Annotated in this window: 14 protein-coding genes; 4 read left to right on the top strand and 10 right to left on the bottom strand. The window is 67.7% G+C overall.

Going from position 1 to position 17,061, the window contains the following annotated elements:
- Positions 1-110: 110 nt before the first annotated feature.
- The 3 genes from DAERI_RS04425 to DAERI_RS04435 form a co-directional block, all read right to left on the bottom strand.
- Positions 111-1,073, bottom strand: coding sequence for an AAA ATPase domain-containing protein (locus DAERI_RS04425; protein ID WP_103128210.1), 963 nt, complete (start codon positions 1,071-1,073; stop codon positions 111-113).
- On the bottom strand, positions 1,067-1,567 hold the full coding sequence (locus tag DAERI_RS04430) for a phospholipase D-like domain-containing protein (protein ID WP_103128211.1): 501 nt from the start codon (positions 1,565-1,567) through the stop codon (positions 1,067-1,069). Before DAERI_RS04430 ends, DAERI_RS04425 begins: the two co-directional genes overlap by 7 nt.
- A gap of 429 nt (positions 1,568-1,996) precedes the next feature.
- Positions 1,997-3,412, bottom strand: coding sequence for an aminotransferase-like domain-containing protein (locus DAERI_RS04435; protein ID WP_103128212.1), 1,416 nt, complete (start codon positions 3,410-3,412; stop codon positions 1,997-1,999).
- A 43-nt stretch (positions 3,413-3,455) separates the two neighbouring features.
- Between DAERI_RS04435 and DAERI_RS04440 the strand changes: the two genes are divergently transcribed.
- Together DAERI_RS04440 and DAERI_RS04445 are read left to right on the top strand one after the other, a co-directional pair.
- Positions 3,456-4,319, top strand: coding sequence for a DMT family transporter (locus DAERI_RS04440; RefSeq protein ID WP_103128213.1), 864 nt, complete (start codon positions 3,456-3,458; stop codon positions 4,317-4,319).
- A gap of 58 nt (positions 4,320-4,377) precedes the next feature.
- Entirely contained in the window at positions 4,378-4,947 is a 570-nt protein-coding gene (locus DAERI_RS04445) for a pyridoxamine 5'-phosphate oxidase family protein (RefSeq protein WP_103128214.1), read from the top strand.
- A gap of 96 nt (positions 4,948-5,043) precedes the next feature.
- On the opposite strand, the gene DAERI_RS04450 is transcribed toward DAERI_RS04445, so the two are convergent.
- From DAERI_RS04450 to DAERI_RS04475, 6 genes are all read right to left on the bottom strand, one after another.
- On the bottom strand, positions 5,044-7,872 hold the full coding sequence (locus DAERI_RS04450) for a type IV secretory system conjugative DNA transfer family protein (protein WP_103128215.1): 2,829 nt from the start codon (positions 7,870-7,872) through the stop codon (positions 5,044-5,046).
- Between the two features lie 78 nt (positions 7,873-7,950).
- Complete coding sequence (locus DAERI_RS04455; RefSeq protein WP_103128216.1) at positions 7,951-9,408, bottom strand: hypothetical protein; 1,458 nt, start codon at positions 9,406-9,408, stop codon at positions 7,951-7,953.
- Positions 9,408-10,454: a hypothetical protein gene (locus DAERI_RS04460; protein WP_129117549.1), complete on the bottom strand. Its 1,047-nt coding sequence runs from the start codon at positions 10,452-10,454 to the stop codon at positions 9,408-9,410. Before DAERI_RS04460 ends, DAERI_RS04455 begins: the two co-directional genes overlap by 1 nt.
- Positions 10,455-10,594: 140 nt before the next feature.
- Entirely contained in the window at positions 10,595-13,252 is a 2,658-nt protein-coding gene (locus DAERI_RS04465; protein WP_103128218.1) for a VirB4 family type IV secretion system protein, read from the bottom strand.
- An 8-nt stretch (positions 13,253-13,260) separates the two neighbouring features.
- Positions 13,261-13,641, bottom strand: coding sequence for a hypothetical protein (locus tag DAERI_RS04470; RefSeq protein WP_103128219.1), 381 nt, complete (start codon positions 13,639-13,641; stop codon positions 13,261-13,263).
- Between the two features lie 68 nt (positions 13,642-13,709).
- A complete protein-coding gene (locus DAERI_RS04475; protein WP_103128220.1) occupies positions 13,710-14,054 on the bottom strand; it encodes a hypothetical protein in 345 nt (114 codons plus the stop codon).
- A gap of 131 nt (positions 14,055-14,185) precedes the next feature.
- Between DAERI_RS04475 and DAERI_RS04480 the strand changes: the two genes are divergently transcribed.
- Both DAERI_RS04480 and DAERI_RS04485 read left to right on the top strand, forming a co-directional pair.
- Complete coding sequence (locus tag DAERI_RS04480) at positions 14,186-16,069, top strand: hypothetical protein (RefSeq protein ID WP_103128221.1); 1,884 nt, start codon at positions 14,186-14,188, stop codon at positions 16,067-16,069.
- Positions 16,059-16,673: a hypothetical protein gene (locus tag DAERI_RS04485; protein WP_235610254.1), complete on the top strand. Its 615-nt coding sequence runs from the start codon at positions 16,059-16,061 to the stop codon at positions 16,671-16,673. Before DAERI_RS04480 ends, DAERI_RS04485 begins: the two co-directional genes overlap by 11 nt.
- On the opposite strand, the gene DAERI_RS04490 is transcribed toward DAERI_RS04485, so the two are convergent.
- Positions 16,606-17,010, bottom strand: a complete 405-nt coding sequence (locus DAERI_RS04490; protein ID WP_103128222.1) for a hypothetical protein — start codon at positions 17,008-17,010, stop codon at positions 16,606-16,608. The genes DAERI_RS04485 and DAERI_RS04490 overlap by 68 nt on opposite strands.
- Positions 17,011-17,061 lie beyond the last annotated feature (51 nt).

The raw sequence follows: 17,061 nt of genomic DNA on the forward strand, positions 1-17,061 counted from the left end.
CCTCCGGTGTTCCTTGCAGCAAGGGAACGGCACCTCGTGAAGGGGACCGGGGTTGGAAAAGAAGAACAACGGGACGCATGGCACGTCCCGTTGTCGCAGGGCCTTCTGGTTCAGGCGACGCGAACTTCGTGAAGACCTTCGGTGGGGGTGGCATTGTCGAGCAAGGCCTCGATAGTTCGGTCGAAGTCGGTGTGGACCCGGTAGTGGCCGCGGTCCAGGACCTCGATGGCGACGGCGAAGGTGCTGGGGTCGAGCTTCCGGCCGTCCCGGATACCCAGCAGCGGCCAGAGCTTCTGGCTCTTCACCACTCGCACCATGTCCCGGCCGTGCAGGGTGGCAGTGATGGGCACTCCACGCGGGGCGTTCTCGACGATGATCGGGATGTCATTCCGGTACCCGAGCTCGTCCCCCAGCAGGGCCTGAGGGGCGGCATTGGCGATCGCGCGCGCGTACTTTCCACCCTGCAACTGGGGGTCCCCGATGATGACTCGCCGGGCTTTGCCGATGATCCAGTGAGCGAGGTCGCTGTCCCCGCCGATCTCGTTGCTGGTGTCCATGATGATCAGGCCGCGGCCCAACCGCTCGGCCATGATGCGTGCGATGTCCCTGAGGAGGGTCGTCTTCCCGACGAAGGGCGGCCCGATGATGGCGATGCCCACGCCCCGGTCGATGGCATCCTGGATGACCTCGCGCAGCGGCTCGGCGACGCCGATCAGGGCTCGGCCGATGCGCACGGTAATCATCACGCTGGCCCCCTGGAGGTTGGTCTCGCGGCTGATCCGGTGCAAGGTCCCGGGGATACCGATGCGTCCGTCCGCCCGCCAGCCCTTGGTGACTCCGGACTGCATCTCGGTGTCGACTCGGCCGAACAGCACCGGGTCCAGCACCAGCGGGTAGTCGATGCGCAGCCCTCCGAACCGCACGCTCAGGGGCTGGTTCAGGTCGAGGATGATCTCGTCGGTTTCCACCAGGTTGGGGGCGATGATTCGCCGGAGCTCCTCCGGAAAGCGCTCCTGCACCGCCGCGTACTCGGCTGGCGTGGTGAGGTCGGTGACGGAAAAAGGCTTCACCATGCCAGGCCGTACCTTTCCTTGATCAGCACCCGGGCGGGGACATTCGGAGAGGCGTTGATGACGTTCGCGCTGGCGGTGAGCGCCCGGGTGAGTTCAGCCGACGTCCCGCGCCGCACGGCCGAGGAGCCGTCGGCGAGACCCGCGCCGAGGTAGAGGGTCCGGTTGTCCACGATGACCAGGGGCGGGGCCTTCAGCTCACCGAAGTGGTAGCCGAGCGGCAGGGGCGGTTGCTCCGCGTTGGCGAGGGCGACGCTGGGCAGGAACGAGCCGGGCCGCAGATGAGCACGCCGGGGTGTGATCAGGTGGACGTGAACCCGGCGGCTGGCCGCCTCCTTGAGGGCCTGCGCCAGCATCTGGGCCTGGAGGTCGGGGAGGTAGGCGATCACCTGGCGCTGAGCCCGGTGCAGGGCCTGGGTGACCTCGTTCAGAGTGGTGGTCTGGGCGGTGCCGGTGCTCGCCGCCCAGGCGAGCATCAGGGAAACGAATCTGCGCATACCCCTGCATGGTGGCCGCGGCCCAGGTTGGCAAGGCGCGATCCCGGCGCCCTGGTCGGACGTTCTCCAACCCTCCTTCCGGGGACGGTCAACGGGCGGGAAGCGCCTCCTGCTTCTTGGATGTACGTCACGCCGCTTGCCGCGTCCGAGAAGGGCTGGCGTCAGGGTGCCTCTCCCTGCGTGGAATTCTCGGGAGGCGGTGCTGTGCGCCTGTGGCAGGACAACGAAAGTGGCTCCGGGCTGAAGCATCCGGGCCGTGCCTTCCTGTTCTAGGGGTCGCGCCAGCAATCACGCGACAACAAACGCTCAGAATTTGCATGGCGTAGACCCTGCCTCCCGACGGCGTTCCCACCGTCCTGCCTGTCTGGAGGCACCGCCGAGTCTGTCTCTCCACCCCGTCGCCGGAGCGCCTGCTGGACGATCACCTCGTTACCCAGGTTGGGGTCCAACAGCCGTGAATGCAAGGCGGCCCACGCCCTCCTCGATGACGGCGGGACTCGCCCCGGCGTAGCTCAGGCGCACGAATGCGCCGCCCGGCTCGGTCGGGAAGAACCCGCTGCCCGCGCTCACCTGCACCCCCGCCCGCGCCGCCCGCTCCACAAAGTCGAGGTCGGACGTCCCCTCGGGCAGTTGCACCCAGACGTTGTACCCGCCCCGCGGGACCAGGGTGATCCGCGCCTCCGGCCAGTGGCGCCTCAACGCCCCCACCATCACGGCCCGCCGTTCGCGCAGCGCCGCCTGAAGGTCCTTCAGGTGGCGCTGCCAGCCCCGGGAAGTCACCAGGTCCAGGGCCGTCTCCTGAAGGGGACCCGCCAGAAAGTAGTCCTCGATGGCCCGCCCGTGGCGCAATCGCGTCAGGATGGGCCCCCGCGCGACCAAGGCGGCGATGCGCAGCCCCGGCGCGCTCACCTTCGTCAACGAGCGCAGGTACACGACGCGCCCCGGACCGTCCACCGCCAGGGGAGGCGGGGCTTCCCCGTCCAGGGTGAGGCCCCGGGCGTAGTCGTCCTCAATGACGAAGGCCCCGGCCCGCTCCGCCGCCGCCAGCACCACCGCCCGGCGCCCTAACGCCAGGACCGCGCCCGTCGGGTTGGCATAGAGCGGCTGGAGATACACGGCCTTCGCGCCGGTGGAGCGGAACGCCAACTCCAGCAGATCGGGCCGGACGCCCTCCGCATCTGCCGGAACGGGGACCGGCTGCACACCTGCCGCCCCCGCGGCGGCCAGCACACCGTAGTACGTGGGAGACTCGACCAGCAGCGGTGCCCCGATAGGGAGCAGGGCGCGCAGGGCCGTCGAGAGGGCCGCCTGTCCGCCGGGGACGATCAGCACGTCAGACGCCCGGTACGCCTCCCCCAGTTCCCGGGCAAACCACGCCCGCAATGCCTCCAGCCCTTCCGGTGGTAACCGCGACCAGACCCCTGGTCGCCTGGACGCCTTGCCCAGGGCAGTCTGCAACAGGGGCAGGGGTTGAATCGTCTCGTCGGGGTAGCCACTGCCCAGCGGCAGCGTGTCTGGCTGAGGGGGTCGAAACAGGTCCTGCACGTAGCCCGGCGAGATGGGACGACCCGAAAGGGCCACGGTTTGCCACGCCAGGTCCGTTGAGGGCGGGACGATGGCTGCCTCCGCGACGAAGGTGCCGTGACCAGGGCGGGTGACGATCAGCCCTTCCCTTGCCAGTTGGGCGAGCACGGCGCTCACCGTCACGGGACTGGTGTGGTAACGGCGGGTCAACTCGCGCACGGGGGGCAACCGCTCCCCGGGCCGCGCCTCCTGCCCGATCCACGCTTTCAGGTCGAACAACAGGCGTTGTCTACTCCTGCCACTCTCGGTACCCGACGTCATACTGTTATCGTAGAACGTGAAGAGTATCAGTAGCGTTACAGCTTTGGCGACGAAAACGGAAACAAGTGGTTGGTGGTGGGCAGCCCTGGGCGTGCTGTGCTTCAGTTTCACCCTGCCCGCGACCAGGCTCGCGGTGCCGGAATTCGGCGGGTACACCGTCGGCTTTGGTCGCGCCGTGGTCGCGGCCCTCCTGGCCGTGGCCCTGCTGCTCGCCCGTCGGGAGCGGCTTCCCGCGCGTCGTCATTGGCGGGGTCTCGGGCTGGTCGCTCTCGGGGTGGTGTTCGGGTTCCCGGTGTTGACCTCACTCGCCCTGCGTACTGTGCCGTCCTCGCACGGGGCGGTGGTGGTCGGTCTGCTTCCAGCGGCCACCGCCGTCGCCGCCGTACTGCTGACGCGAGAACGTCCACGGCCCGTCTTCTGGCTCGTCTGTGCCCTGGGCGTGGTCGCCGTCCTGTGGTTCGCTGCGACCACCGGGGCGGGGCATCTGGAGACGGGCGACGTTTACATGCTGCTGGCGGTGCTGCTCGCCGCGGTCGGGTATGCCGAGGGCGGACGGCTGGCCCGGCAACTCGACGGATGGCGGGTGGTGAGCTGGGCGCTGGTGTTCTCGCTGCCCTTCGCCTTGATCGCCACCCTGCTGGCCCCCTGGCCGACCCATCTCCCCTCGCCGGGAGCCTGGGCGGCCTTCGGCTATGTCTCGATGGTCAGCATGTTTCTGGGCTTCTTCGCCTGGTACCGCGGGCTGGCACTGGGAGGGGTGGCCCGGGCGGGACAGGTACAACTCGTGCAGCCGGTCCTGACCGTCGTCTGGTCAGCACTGCTCCTGGGGGAAGGGCTCGACGGACGCACGATCCTGGCGGCACTCCTCGTGGTCGCCGTCGCCGCGCTGAGCCGCCTGACGCGGTGAGACGAGGACACACCGGCACTCTCCCCAAGCCAACGCGCGCGCATCAGAAAGGACCGCCATGACCGACTTCACCCCACGCGGACAGCTCAAGCGCCAGGACAAAGCCATGACCCGCGAGGAGGCCGAGGCGTTCCTCGTCGCCGCCTTTTGCGGCCGCACCGGCACCCTCGGCCCCGACGGTTACCCCTACGTCGTCCCCAACCTCTTCACCTGGCAAGGCGGCCAGGTCTACCTCCACACCGCACGCTCTGCCGGTCACTTCCTGACGAACGTGCGCTTTCACGACCGGGTGAGCTTCGAGGTGGACGAGCCCGGCGAGGTGTACCCCTACGGCCAGGTGGAATGCGACACCTCGGTGTCGTACCGCTCGGTGATCGTCTTCGGGCGCATCCGCGTCGTGGAGGACACGGACGAGAAGGTGCGCTTCTACCGCGCCTTCATGCACAAGTACGCGCCCGAGGACTCCTGGGGCCGGGAGAAGGACTCGTTGCCCCGGGTAGGCGGCACCATCGTGTACGCCATCACGCCGGAGACCATCACCGGCAAGCAGGGCGAACTGCCTGGGCTGAGTGAACGCTGGCCCGCCAGGAACGACACCGCCTCGCCCGGGTGGCGAAAGAGCAAGTGACCTGACCCGATGGACCCCACCGTTGGCTCAGTGGGGCGAGGGTGAAGGGCTGAAGGCTGAGCGTTGGTTGACGCGCCACTGCTGGGGGCACTCCTTCTAGAACTCTTTGGGAGCCCGGTGTTTCTCCAGGGTCTGCCACAACGATGGGCCGTCCTCGTCTTCCGCCCCCAGGGTCTCGTGCGGGAACCGGTCGGCTTCCTGCTCGGCTTCCTGCCCGCGCGTCTCTTCCTCCTCGTTCGTCCAGGTCCTGTCCACCAGGCGTTTCTTCTTGGTCTTGCGCAGACCCGGTCGGCGGCCTTCGGCCTCGGAACCCCGGGTCTCCTGCGGGTCCGCTTCCTGCGCGCCTTCAGGATGGCGAGCTTCCTCCTCGTCCCTCGTCCAGGGCTTGCTGGTGGGTCGCTTCCTCACGGCCTGACTTGGTGCAGGGCGAGTGTCTTCCGCTCCAGCAGGAGCTGCGTCCTGCTCGTGGGCCTTCACCCGGGCGTCTTGCAGTGCGTTCCAGAAGCCCGAAGGGTCCTGGCGGTCAATCAGGATGTACTGACTCTTGCCGATGCGTTTGCTGAGCACCTCCGGCGCCGCCCCGAACAGGTCGCGGCACGGGAGGAAGCGCAGGTACACCCGCTCGCCCTCCAGGATCGCCTGGACCTCCGGGCGTTCGTCCGACCCCAGCGCCTCGCGGGCCTCGTGACCTTCAACCATAGACCCGTTCTGCTCCAGCCACAGGTCGAGGGCGCCGAAGGTCGCCTGCTTGTTCAGCCGCAGGCGCAGGTCGCGGCTCAGCAGCGCCAGCCCCTCGGGCTTGAGGCGCAACTCGTCGGAGTCCGCCCTGCCGGTCCAGCCACGGGAATAGAAGCCCTGCAGGGTGCGCCCCTCCTTCAGGGCCTCCGGCAGGTCCGCGGTGCGGACGTACAGTCGCTCGCGGTCACTCGCGCTGAAGCGGACCCGGGCGCCGCTCTCCAACACCCCGTTCACCCAGGTCCGGAAGCGTTCGTGCTGCTGGGCGCTGAAGTCCTCCTCCGGCGTGGTGGCCGTGCCGAGCACGCCGGAACGGATGATCTGCTGGGTGACGTGGGCCATGTTCTCGCGCCCCGGGTTGACCTGCCGGTAGAGCTCGTGCAGCCGGTTGGGGATGCCCCGTGGAATGTCCGGCCCGTCGAGGAAGGGGTCCTCGATGGCGGGCATGAAGGTGCGAATGGGGTTGGCTCCGCGGACCTTGATGACCGCCTCCATCGGTCGGAAATGGGGGAATTCCTCGGGAGCGAGCAGCGGCACCGCGATCTTGCGCAGCCCGATGCTCTGGCGGGTGGTCTCGTCCAGGGAGGTGCCCAGGAAGCGGCGACGGGTGTCGCCCTCACTGATGTCGTACACCGTGGTCTTGCCGACGTACTGCGAGAAGATCTCGCGCTCCTCGTCGTCCACCGCGAGCGGGAAAAAGATCTTGCGGCCGATCACGTTGGTGGTCAGGGCCTTGCTGTAGTTGTCGCCGTAGACCACGGCGAGCTGGGCGAGGTTCTGCACCCCGATGTGGTGCGACACGTTGTAGGAACGCAGCACGCCGAGCGAGCGCATCATGTACGGCAGTTGTCCAAAGGAAGGGAACTCGTCGAGGACGTACGCGGCGTGCCTTTTGAGGACGCCGCCCTGGGCCGCCGCCTCGCGCTGGAGATCGCGGTCGATGGAGCGCTTGACGAGCTGGAGGAGCACCACGCCGTCGCCCTCCATCATGTACTCCTGCTGGATGCCGATGTAGAGCAGGGTGGGTTCCCGAAAGGCCGCGCGCACGTCGATGTTCTCGCCCACCAGGCTCTCGGTCGCCCGCGCCACCATCGGGTTGTAGAAGATGCGCAGGGCGTTCTTGATGCCCTGCAGGACCGAGGCGACCTCCTGGTTCCCCTGCGCGAAGATGCCCTTGAGGTTGAGGACCACCTCGCTGTTCTCGTCGAAGGCGGCCTGGTCCTCGAACCACTTCTTGAGTTCGTTCGGCGTGAACTGCGCCATGCGCAGCAACTCACGGAAGTTGGGCGTGTCACTCCTGGCGAGGTACAGCAGGAAGGCGGCGAGCACCCCCCGGTCCCGGTCCCGGTAGTGCTTGCCGGGCTCCTGGCCGTACTCCGGCGGTGGCATGATGGTGGTCGCCATTCTCAGGGCGCTGGCATAGTCCTCGATGCTGTCGAGCAGGGGCAGACGCATCGTGTTGAGGCTGAACGGGGTGAACATCATCACCCTGCGGCGCCGTCTGGCCCAGTACCCGATCATGTCGAAGAAGCCCGAGTCGGGCTGTGGGTATTTCAGGTCGAAGACGATCACCGTGAAGCCCAGGTGGGCGGCCAGCATGATCAGCGGTCTGAAGTAGCCGCGGGTCTTGCCCGCCCCCACCCCCCCGAGCACCAGGACGTTCTCGGCGAGCGCCGCCATGCGCACGTACAGCGGGAAGGTCTTGCGGTACTCGATCTTGCCCTCGCGGCCCACGCTGAGCAGGTGGCCGAGGTACCCGAGCAGCTTGTTCTCCGGCCTCATCGGGTCGTGCGTCCGGTACTGGTTCAGGCCCTGATCGTCGGCCTGGGCCCACCAGGCGAGGCCGGGGTCCTTGGTAGGGTACGTGCGCGGCCGGGCCTTGAAGCCGTAGATGACCAGTCCCACGGCGGGAGGCGCCAGCGACCACAGCGGGAAGAGGCGGGCGAAGCCCTGCTGGAACGCCGCGTTGCAGGCCTGGCTCAGGGTGCAGTCGAGCACGAACGTCTGGCTGTGCAGGGCCGCCGGCCAGCCTTTGTCGACCATCACTTGGGAGACCTGCCCTGCCGTGTGCACGGCGAAGGAACCGGGGACGAGGAGCGTGGCGAGAAACAGCAGCAGCCAGCCGACCGGGAAGGTGCGGACCCCCTGACTCTGCTGAACGGTGCCCGCCGGGGCAGACGCGTGGGACAAGGGGGTGGGCTCCTTTCAGGGGACCGGGGAACGACACTGCGCCCCGGAACTCAGGCAGCGGGGCGCAGGAGGCGGGGTTCAGGGCTTCGGGGGAGGCAGGGCACCCCGGACGGGGCGGGTGGTGGCCTGCGCGAGGATCACCTTGGGATTGGGGACCGTCACGCCGCTGCCGGGCAGACCGCTTCCTTTGGGCAGTTGCGTGACGGTCACCTTCGGGCCGCCGCTGGCCGGCGGGGCGAGGGCGGGTGTCTTCTGGGTGCTCGCGTCTGCCGCCGCGCGTGGGCGGCGTTCCCTGGGACGCTTGCCAAAGTCGGTGAACACACCGCTCGACTCCCCACCGCCCAGACCGCCGAGGATGCGCTCGACGGTGGCGGGGATGCGCCGCAACTGCGAGACCGCGACGGAAAAGGCCACGATGATGGCGAAGATCGCGACGCCCACGCCCATGAAGGCGCTCTCCAGGCCCTGTGTGAAGCCGTCGATGACCGCGCCGATCCCCTCCACCGCTCGGCAGGCCACGAAGAGGACGCCGCTGCAACTGTCCAGCCGCTGCTTGACCTCAGTCAACATCTGCGTGCCGATCTCGATGTTGTACTGCAGATTGGCGTTCAGGCTCTGCACCGGGCTGGTGAGCATGGTGGTCATTAAGACCCCCATGAAGACCGGAATGATCAGGATGCTGACGACGTTGGACAGCCAGATCACGCCGACCGTCTGGAGAAACTGCCGTGACCCGAGGGTCGTCAGGGCCAACACGATGGGCAGGGCCAGCACGCTGATCACCACCATCATGCCGCTGCTGTACACCAGGATCGCGAACACGCTGAAGATGCCCAACGTGAGGAAGTACGCCGCCGAGTAGGCCGACTTCGGAAGGGGTGACTTGATGTTGCCGCCGCCGCCCACGGTTTTCTGCATCTCCTGGTAGGCCGTCTCCAGCGTATTGGGGTCCGCCTTGGTCCCGAAGAGGGCCTTCTGCGTGGCGATGGCCTGGATGTCCATGCTAATCGCGACGTAGTTGGAAATCTTCTCGTCCAGCTCCTTCGTCTTGGCGAGGATGCGCTGGTCCAGCATGGCCTGACCGACCCGCGCGCTTCCAACGTAGGCCGTCTGCCAGGCGCCCATCGCCCAGTCCGCCGCAACCCAGCCGATGCCGCTTTTCGTGGTGTAGGCGTTCGCCGCGGTAAAGGCCACGAAGCCCAGGGCCAGCGCGCGCAGGAATGGCGTGGCCGTTCCGCGGCCGACGGAGGTCAGGAGCGCCCACAGGACGCTGGCGACCACGATGAACTTGGCGATGGCCGCCGTAACCGTGAACAGGTTGACGTCATTGATGTCCTTGATGCTCGCCTGGAGCCAGCACCCGGGATCGGGCACGAACGTCTCCAGGTTGACGCGGCTTCCCCCTTGAGCCGGTGCGTTGCGCTCCAGCATGGTCTGACAGATGGGGCTGAGGCCCCCCGCTCCGGGATCGCTTTCGGCCAGGGCGGGCGCCCCCAGGGTGAACAGCAGCGCGAGGACGCACCACAAGCGCCGCATCACGGCCCTCCCAGCAGGTCGACTCCACGCAGGCTTGCGCCGCTCACGGCACTGCCCATGCCATCCGTGAGGTTGCGGCTGTAGTTGCGCAGGCGCTGGGCCTCACGCCTGGCCTGCTGCCGCTGCGCTTCCATCATTCGCGCGATGGCGTTCGCCTTGTCGAGCCGCGAACGCTGCATCTCCTCCAGCATCTGTCCGAGCGTCTCGGCCTGCGCCACCTGAATTTTCGTCTGGTTGGCCAGCGCGGCCGTGAGCGCGGCGCTGTTCAGGGCGCTGACCCGCAGCGATTCCAGCGAGGCCGAACCCACCATCCGGCTGATGTCCTCGATCTTCTTGTTGTCCTTGAGCGCCTGGGCCGCCCCCTGCGAGTAGTCCAGCGCGTCCAGCGCCCGGTCCTGGGCCTCCTTGGTCAGGCTCTGCGTGTTGCTCTGGGCCTCGGCGTTGTCGGCGTTCCGCTGAACCCTGGCCTTGAGATCCTGAAGTCCCGCGGCCTGCTCGCGCACCGCGACGGCCTCAGCAGGTGTCATCACCGTACGTAGGCGACCCAGCACCTCACGCTGCTGGTCGGTGAGGGCATCGATGGCCGCCCGAGCCACGCCCTGCGGGTCCTGCTGGTACTGGCCCTGGCTGAAGACCTGGTTCACACCCGCCAGACGCATGACGCTGTTCGCGCTGGCGACGAAGTCCGTGTAGTTGTTCGGGCGGATGATGTTCTTCGCCGTGTCCTGAATCTGCCGCGCGGCCGTCAACCACTTCTGGACCTGCTGGATCTGCCCGAGGAGCGGGCCGAGGTTCGACCCTCCACCCAGGCCGATCAGGTCCAGCAACTGACTCAAGCCGGGAATCTGCCCGAGCAGCGTGTCCAGGCCCGGAATCACCTTCAAGATGTCCGTGAGCGGGCCGAGGCCCGCGAGAAAGTTGAGACCCGGGATCATGCCGATCAGGCTCATCAGGCCGCCCGACTGGAGAAGGTCGGTGAGGCTCCCCAGGTCCTGGGCATGAGCCGTTGACGGCAGGGCGAGGCTGAGCGCAACGCCGAGGGTCAAGAACCGGCGAAAGGGTGCCCGGGTCACCGGCGGCCTCCCCGCGGGGAAGTCCGTGCTCCGGGCAGGGGTCCCTGCAAGCTGCCTTTCCTGGAGGAGGGCTTCGCTCTCGGAACCGGACACGTGAGGGGTGGCGGAAGTGTTCATGCGACTTTCCTCCTGGTCCGGATTTCTGCGGCGAGTTGCAAGATGGCCTCGGTGCGTCCACCGAGCCGTTGGGTGTACGTCTGCCGCCTGGTCTTCTCCTCGTCCTGGGTGGTCACCGTCCAGAGCTTTTCCGGGCTCATCCAGAGCTGCACCACGTCCCCGACATGCACGTTGTCGGCGACTTTTTGCAGCACGAGGTACTCGCCCATCACGCCGGGCCGCAACGTCAAGGAGGCAGCGAGTTCGGCGACCTTGTCCGACAGATGCATGACCTCCTGAAGCCCCGCGAGCTCGCCCGCGCCCAGGGCGCTCATCACCACCCAGGCGCTGTTGTTGATCAGGCCGCCCAATTTCTCGAAGTCCTTCACGTCCTGTGAGGTGCCCACCGGAATCATGCCCAGGCTGCGGCCGGTCTTGAACCAGCGGTTCACGAGCTGCTCCAGTTCAGGGATGTGGGCCAGCACGCCCAACTCCTCGAAGATGCCGATCTTCGTTCCGGCGGTGCGGGCCGCCTGCTGGAACATGAACTCGCCGATGAGCAGGATGCCCAGCGCCCGGAGGGTGGGGTCGTTGTACATGCTGGACACGTCGAAGGTCACGCACGAAGCGCCCGACTCCACGGTGGTCCAGCCGTCCAGAAACTCGCCCAGGACGCCGCCCTGCCCCGCGAGGTAGGACTGGAACAACGCGGTGAGACTGTCGCGAATCTGGAGGAAGTGCGGCTTGTCGTGAATGCCTTCGGAGCCGATGCGGCTGAGGGTGCTCAACACCTGCACGAAGTCGCGCAGGCGGCCGCCCATGTACACCTCGCGGTACTCGCCGACCTTCTCCGGGTCCGGAACCCGGCGTGACTTGAGCAGGAAGAACTGCTGCAGGGCGGCTTCCAACACCGCCTGATGCAGGCGGTCCGGGACCAGGTCCAGGGTGCGGAACACCGCGATGATGAAGGCCGTCTTCTCCGGGCCGGGCTGGTCCTCGCCGGGGGTGGGGTCGAAGATGTTGATCCTCACCGGGCGCCCGTCGGGGAGTCGGGCGGTTGCGCTGATGGAAATTACCTGCCCGCGCAACGACCAGGTGGTCTCCTCATAGTCGTGCTTGGGGTCGAGGATGAAGGCCCGCACGCCCGGGGGCACCATGCTCAGCAGCAGGTTCATGTTCCACACGCTCTTGCCGCCGCCGGACTGGCCGATCACCATCATCCCGAAGTTCGTCCCGCCCTTTTTCGGGTTCAGTCCGGTCAGCCCCCCGTGGCGGTTGCGCAGGGGAATCATGGGGTCCAGGGTCCCCATCCAGGGGCTGACCTTGGGGAAGGCGTCGGCAACGTTGGAACAGTGGCCCTTGACGCGGTGGATGGTGAGCTGCCGTGAGAAGGGCATCACGTCGAAAAAGGTCCGCCGCAACTGCTCATTGCTGATGATGGCGTGCGCCCCCTGCATCAGCGAGTACTCGCTGCGGGTCTTTTCCAGCATCTCCGTGAGTTCCTCGCGCGTGCGGGCATACAGCACCGTCGTGAAGCCCAGGCGCCAGAAATGCTTTCCCCGGTACTCGGCCTCGTGAATGGCCTCTCGCGCCTTGCGCGCCTTCGCGCTGGTCCCCTCCCCGGCCCGCATGACCAGGCTGTCGACCATACCCTCGAGTTCCTCCACAGCGGTGTCGAGCCTGGCCTTCTCGGTCCCCTGCTGGAGATGCTCGAAATCCACCATTACGTAGAAGTGCTTGTTTTGCAGCGCTTCCAGCAGGTTGTCGATGATGTGCACTCCAGTTCCGCTGCCGCCTTTGCCGATGCTGATGGCCCCGATCAGTCGGTCACCCATCGTGAGGTACCCGGGGTGGTCGGTGCCGATCTCGGTCTCCGCCACCTGGTAGCGGGTGGTCAGGGTGGCGGCCGAGCGGTCCTTTTTCAGGTCGTCCGGGTCGAAGTCACGGAAGTCCAGTTGGGAGGTGAAGGCCGGCGGATGGGCGGCGGCGAGGTTCCCGTTGAGGTACCTCCAGATCAGCCACTTGACCTCGCGGTTGCTCATCACTGTGGGGGTCAGGCCCAGCCCCTCCAGCCGGTGCAGGAGGTTGGTGCGCTTCCGGCGAACCAGGGCCATCTGCGCGCGATACTCGGCCTCGGTGGGTGGCACGTCCTTGGGCCGCTTCGGCACGTTGACGTAAAAGGTCAGGAAGAACCGGGTGACGGTGATCTCCCCGCGCAGCCGAGCACCCCGCAGGTCCTCGTGCTCGGCCTCCATGATCCGGTGGAGCAGGGGGTCGGGCGTGGTGGCCCGCTGCCCCTGGAGGAAGTACTCCACAAAGGCCTCGGGAGCGGGCACGCGCTCGACGATCAGGCGCCCGCCCTCGCCCATCGGGACCGCCTGATTGAGCATCACGCGGATGCCCTCGGAGAGAGCTTGCGCGCGGGCATAGTCCACCTGTGCGGCGGTCGCCGGCTGGATCTCAAACCCGAACCACAGCCGCTCGCCCCCGCGCAGGAACACGGCACCGTCGTCGGGCTCGGCCCAGGGCAACTGCTCGATCAGGCTCTTGCCGGAGACCGGCCGCGCAACCCGTGCAGGCTTCCCGCCCTTCGCGGACGACACCCGGGCGGGCTTCTGGACGTGCGCCTCCGGAGAGGGCCTGCTCAGGAAGTGGGTCAGAACCTTGGAGAGCATGGCGGGCATCATGGGCGCGGCCCAGGTTGGACGGCGCTCCTCACCCTGCGCCGGGGCTTGACATACAGCGGCAGGGGTGTGGGGTCATTGGTGATTTCCAGGTTCTGTGGATTGAAGAGGTAGTAGTCGCTCAGGCCCTGGAAATAGCCCCTGGGGAGCGTCTCGCTCCACCTCCGAACCCTCGGGATCAGCACGAACCACCAGAACAGGGCAGTGCCCACCAGCGGCGCAAGCTGGACGACGCCTGCGGCGCCCTGGAGGTACGGCCTGCTGAAATGGTCCACGACCTGGTAGAGGACAAAGGCCACGAACACCGTCAAAAACAGGGCGTTGCGGCTCATGCCCAACCGTTCAAACTGCAGGTCGTCGAGTTGCGGCCAGTTGTTCACGGGAGGTCTCCTGAGAAAAAGGCCCCCGGCTGCACAGGCGTGGGGCCAGGTGGGGAAGTGAGGGAGGATCAGCAGTTCATGCCGAAGGTGTTCATGATGGCCGTGAATTTGCTCAGCACCAGGAAGCCGATGATGCCAGCGAGGATCTGGCCGACCCCGTCCTTGCGGGTGGGAAGGAACTTGACGATGCCCCAGAGCAAAATGGCCGCACAGAACACCTTCGCGGCGACGCTGGTCTCAACGCTCTTCACGAAGGTGCAGCCCTTGCTGGTGACGTTGCCGCCGAGCGCGGTGTCGATGGTCTGCGCCGCGGCCTGATTCAGCAGCAGGAACAGCAGGAACAGCCCGAGGCTGAAGACGAGTTCCCGGAGACCCGGGATGTACGGGCGAATGGCGTGCAGGGCGGTTTTCATATCCACTCCTTTTCCTCGGAAGCCCACGGTTGACCTCCTGCGGCACATGGTGGGTGCGGCTCAGGCTGGAAGGAGCCGCCGAGGCGCCCTGCGCTCAGGCGTCCAACCTGGGCCGAGGTGAAGATGCGGCCATGCAGATCGATCAGGAACGGCTGGAGGCGTTGCGGCCCAAGCTTGTGGACCACGGTGTGGACGTAGAGCACCTGCCACCTCCCGATTCGGAGGAGTGGGGAGCGCTGGTGCGTGAGCTCAACCTCAAGGATCCGGGCGTGGCACAGGACTTCTCGGGGTTGAGATACGACCCGGACGAGTTGCTGAGCAGCGAGCTGGTCGAGCGCCAGGCCACACGCGCCACCGCACGTACGGGAGTGCTCGGCTGGCTCAAGGCCCCCTTCCAGAAGAAGACGGTCAATGGTGACGAGGCACCCAACACGGCCCTGGTGCGGAATGTGCTGCTCGGGGCGGGAGCAGTCGCGGCTGTGGCGTTCTATATCCTGGTGCCTTCCGGAGACAAGGTCAGCGCCAGCCGGGTGGCCGGGCAGCCCCCGGTGGTGCCAGCGAACGAGGGAGCCGTGGCCTCGTCGCAGACCACGCCGCCTGTCCAGAGCGACGCGGTGCCTGCCCCAGAGGACACGGTGCCCACCACCCCCATCCAACTGAGCCCCGACGCACCCCCCGTGGACGCACGGGTGGACCCGACAGGGTTGGGCGTGGAGGACGCGTCGACATCAGCGGGTCCCAGTGCCCCCGCAGTGAACCTCACTCCGGTAGAGGAGGGGACCGTGCCGACCGTCGCGGGCCCGACCGGCAGAGGCGGGCCCACGATGCTGCCGTCGTCTCCGGTCGCGCCCGCCCCGCATCTGAGCGCACCGATCGTCATTCGCCAGACCTCTCCCCAGAGGACGCCGCTCCAGGCCCGCACGCCGAAGGACCAGGCGGTGCAGGCTCCTCCGGCGCTCAGCGGTTCGCGGGACACGTCGGGAAGTGGGACGGCCGGCGGCGAGGCGCGTCCGTGGGCGCTGAGCGGCAGCGCCGCCCAGGGGACGTCCGGCGAGGCATCGCGCCGCTCCGGGCTGAGTTCGGCGAACGCCAGTGCGGCAACCGCGACTCCGGAGCCCGGCGACTCTTCAAGTTCCGCCCGCTCCGGGCTGAGCAGCACGGCAGCAGCGGACCCTACTCCTCCCAAGCTGGTCAGCCTGGGAGGAGGTGTGCCCGTATCCACGGCGTCTGGCGCGCAGGAACAGAGCGACCGGCGTCCCCCGATGGCAGAGAACAGGACCCAGGTGTTGGGGCTGCTCTCCATGCAGGGGAGTTCAACGTCCGAGGCCACCACATCCTCGGGAGCAGGCACCAGCACGGCCTCCTCCTACAGTCTCAGTGGCATGACCGGGACGGGTGACACGGCGCTCCAGGGTGCCGCCGAAAGCGCGGCGGCGATCCCGGCGGCGGAAGCTCCCGCGCCTTACCCGGTGGGACGGCCGCTGGCCGCCAAGCTGCTGGTGGGGGCTTTGGCCGTTCAGGATATGGCCAGTGGTCTGCCGGTCTACGCGGAGACCGAGGACGGGGCGACCTGGCGCGGAACGCCTCAACTCGACGCTCAGGGCCGGATTCAGATGACCTTCGACACCGTGTTGCAGGGGAACCGCGAGTACCCCCTGGTGGCGGACGCCTACGGCCCCGACGGCCTGCCAGGAGTGCGAACGCAGGTCAAACCCACGGCCCCGAACCTCGTGTCGTCCCTGATGTCGGGCTTTTTCGGTGGCACGAAAGCCTTTGTGGACGCGATGGTGAACCAACGGAACGTCACGGTCCAGACCGGGGTCGGCGGGACGGGCAGCGTGGTGACCTCCAGCGCCGCCAACACGCCCAACTTCTGGATGCTCACGGGCGCTGGCGCGCTGGGATCGCTGCAACTTCCCGAAGACCAGGCTTCTCTGGTGAACGTCGCCGAATTGCCGAAGGGGACGACGCTGCAAATCGTGGTGCGCCGGAACAGTGGGGGGAATGGGCAGTAAGTTCACCCCTGCCCCTGTCCGCCTGAGGCAGGTGGCGCTGGCCCTGGAGGTGGACCGGGTCCTGACCCTCGCCCAGGTGGTCCGGCACTACGAGGTGCGGGAGGAGCCGGTCCTCTCGCACTTTCCGCATCGCGAGGTGCAGTTCAAGCCTCTGTCGAACAGTTCTCCGGTCAAGAGAACCACCTTCATCGCCCGGGAGCCCGAGCGGCTGCTCTGGGAGCCCGCCTGGAGCCTGGCGCACGATGCCAGCACGGCGGAACTCAGGCACCTGCTCGGGGCATCCCGGCAGGAGTGGGAACGGGCGCAGGGCTACGGCACTTCCCGCCCGGACGCCCTGTGGCGCAGACCGGGCGGTCAGGTCGTCGCGGTGGAGTACGACGGCGGGTACCCTCCGGCGATCACGCGTGAGAAGTTCCGGGCCTTCAGCGACCGCCGGACCTTCCAGGGACTGGTGTGGGGCACGCCTTCCCGTGCCCGTACGGCGCACCTCGCCGAGCGCCACGGCGGTGCTGGGCGGAGCTTTCTGGTGGTGGACATCACGACGGCCACCTCGGCGGGACGTGCAGCAACTGCAACCGCGGGTGGCGGTAGGACAACCGGGTAGGGTCCGGGTGGACGACGACCAGCCGGGCACGTCCGCTCAGCAGGTCCGGCTCCAGCCGCTCGACGTGCTCGCGCACACGCCTGCCGCTGTACCCCCCGCTGGTGAAGCGCCCGAGGACCGGACAGGGTGCGCCGCCCGGCCCGGTCGTCACCAGGAAGATGCCCCGGCCGGGCCGCAGGTCGCGGTAGCCCGCCGCGGTGAGGGCAGGCACGGCGTCTTGCAGGTACAGGGTGTTGGCGACCACCGTCTCACTCGTGACGGCGGGGGAGATCTCCAACCACTGCCGCGCCCGCCGGGTCAACGTGAGGCCCGGACCGATGGCCGTGGGAACCCGCATGGCGAGCCCCGCTTGTTCCAACGTGTCTGTCAGGACGGGTAACAGCGCGGA

The sequence above is a fragment of the Deinococcus aerius genome (assembly GCF_002897375.1).
Classification (GTDB): Bacteria; Deinococcota; Deinococci; order Deinococcales; family Deinococcaceae; genus Deinococcus; species Deinococcus aerius.

Excerpts from the sequence above, each read along its gene's own strand:
- DAERI_RS04425 (WP_103128210.1), bottom strand. The coding sequence starts at position 1,073 with ATGGTGAAGCCTTTTTCCGTCACCGACCTCACCACGCCAGCCGAGTAC.
- DAERI_RS04430 (WP_103128211.1), bottom strand. The coding sequence starts at position 1,567 with ATGCGCAGATTCGTTTCCCTGATGCTCGCCTGGGCGGCGAGCACCGGC.
- DAERI_RS04435 (WP_103128212.1), bottom strand. The coding sequence starts at position 3,412 with ATGACGTCGGGTACCGAGAGTGGCAGGAGTAGACAACGCCTGTTGTTC.
- DAERI_RS04445 (WP_103128214.1), top strand. The coding sequence starts at position 4,378 with ATGACCGACTTCACCCCACGCGGACAGCTCAAGCGCCAGGACAAAGCC.
- DAERI_RS04455 (WP_103128216.1), bottom strand. The coding sequence starts at position 9,408 with ATGCGGCGCTTGTGGTGCGTCCTCGCGCTGCTGTTCACCCTGGGGGCG.
- DAERI_RS04465 (WP_103128218.1), bottom strand. The coding sequence starts at position 13,252 with ATGCTCTCCAAGGTTCTGACCCACTTCCTGAGCAGGCCCTCTCCGGAG.
- DAERI_RS04475 (WP_103128220.1), bottom strand. The coding sequence starts at position 14,054 with ATGAAAACCGCCCTGCACGCCATTCGCCCGTACATCCCGGGTCTCCGG.
- DAERI_RS04480 (WP_103128221.1), top strand. The coding sequence starts at position 14,186 with ATGCAGATCGATCAGGAACGGCTGGAGGCGTTGCGGCCCAAGCTTGTG.
- DAERI_RS04485 (WP_235610254.1), top strand. The coding sequence starts at position 16,059 with ATGGGCAGTAAGTTCACCCCTGCCCCTGTCCGCCTGAGGCAGGTGGCG.
- DAERI_RS04490 (WP_103128222.1), bottom strand. The coding sequence starts at position 17,010 with ATGCGGGTTCCCACGGCCATCGGTCCGGGCCTCACGTTGACCCGGCGG.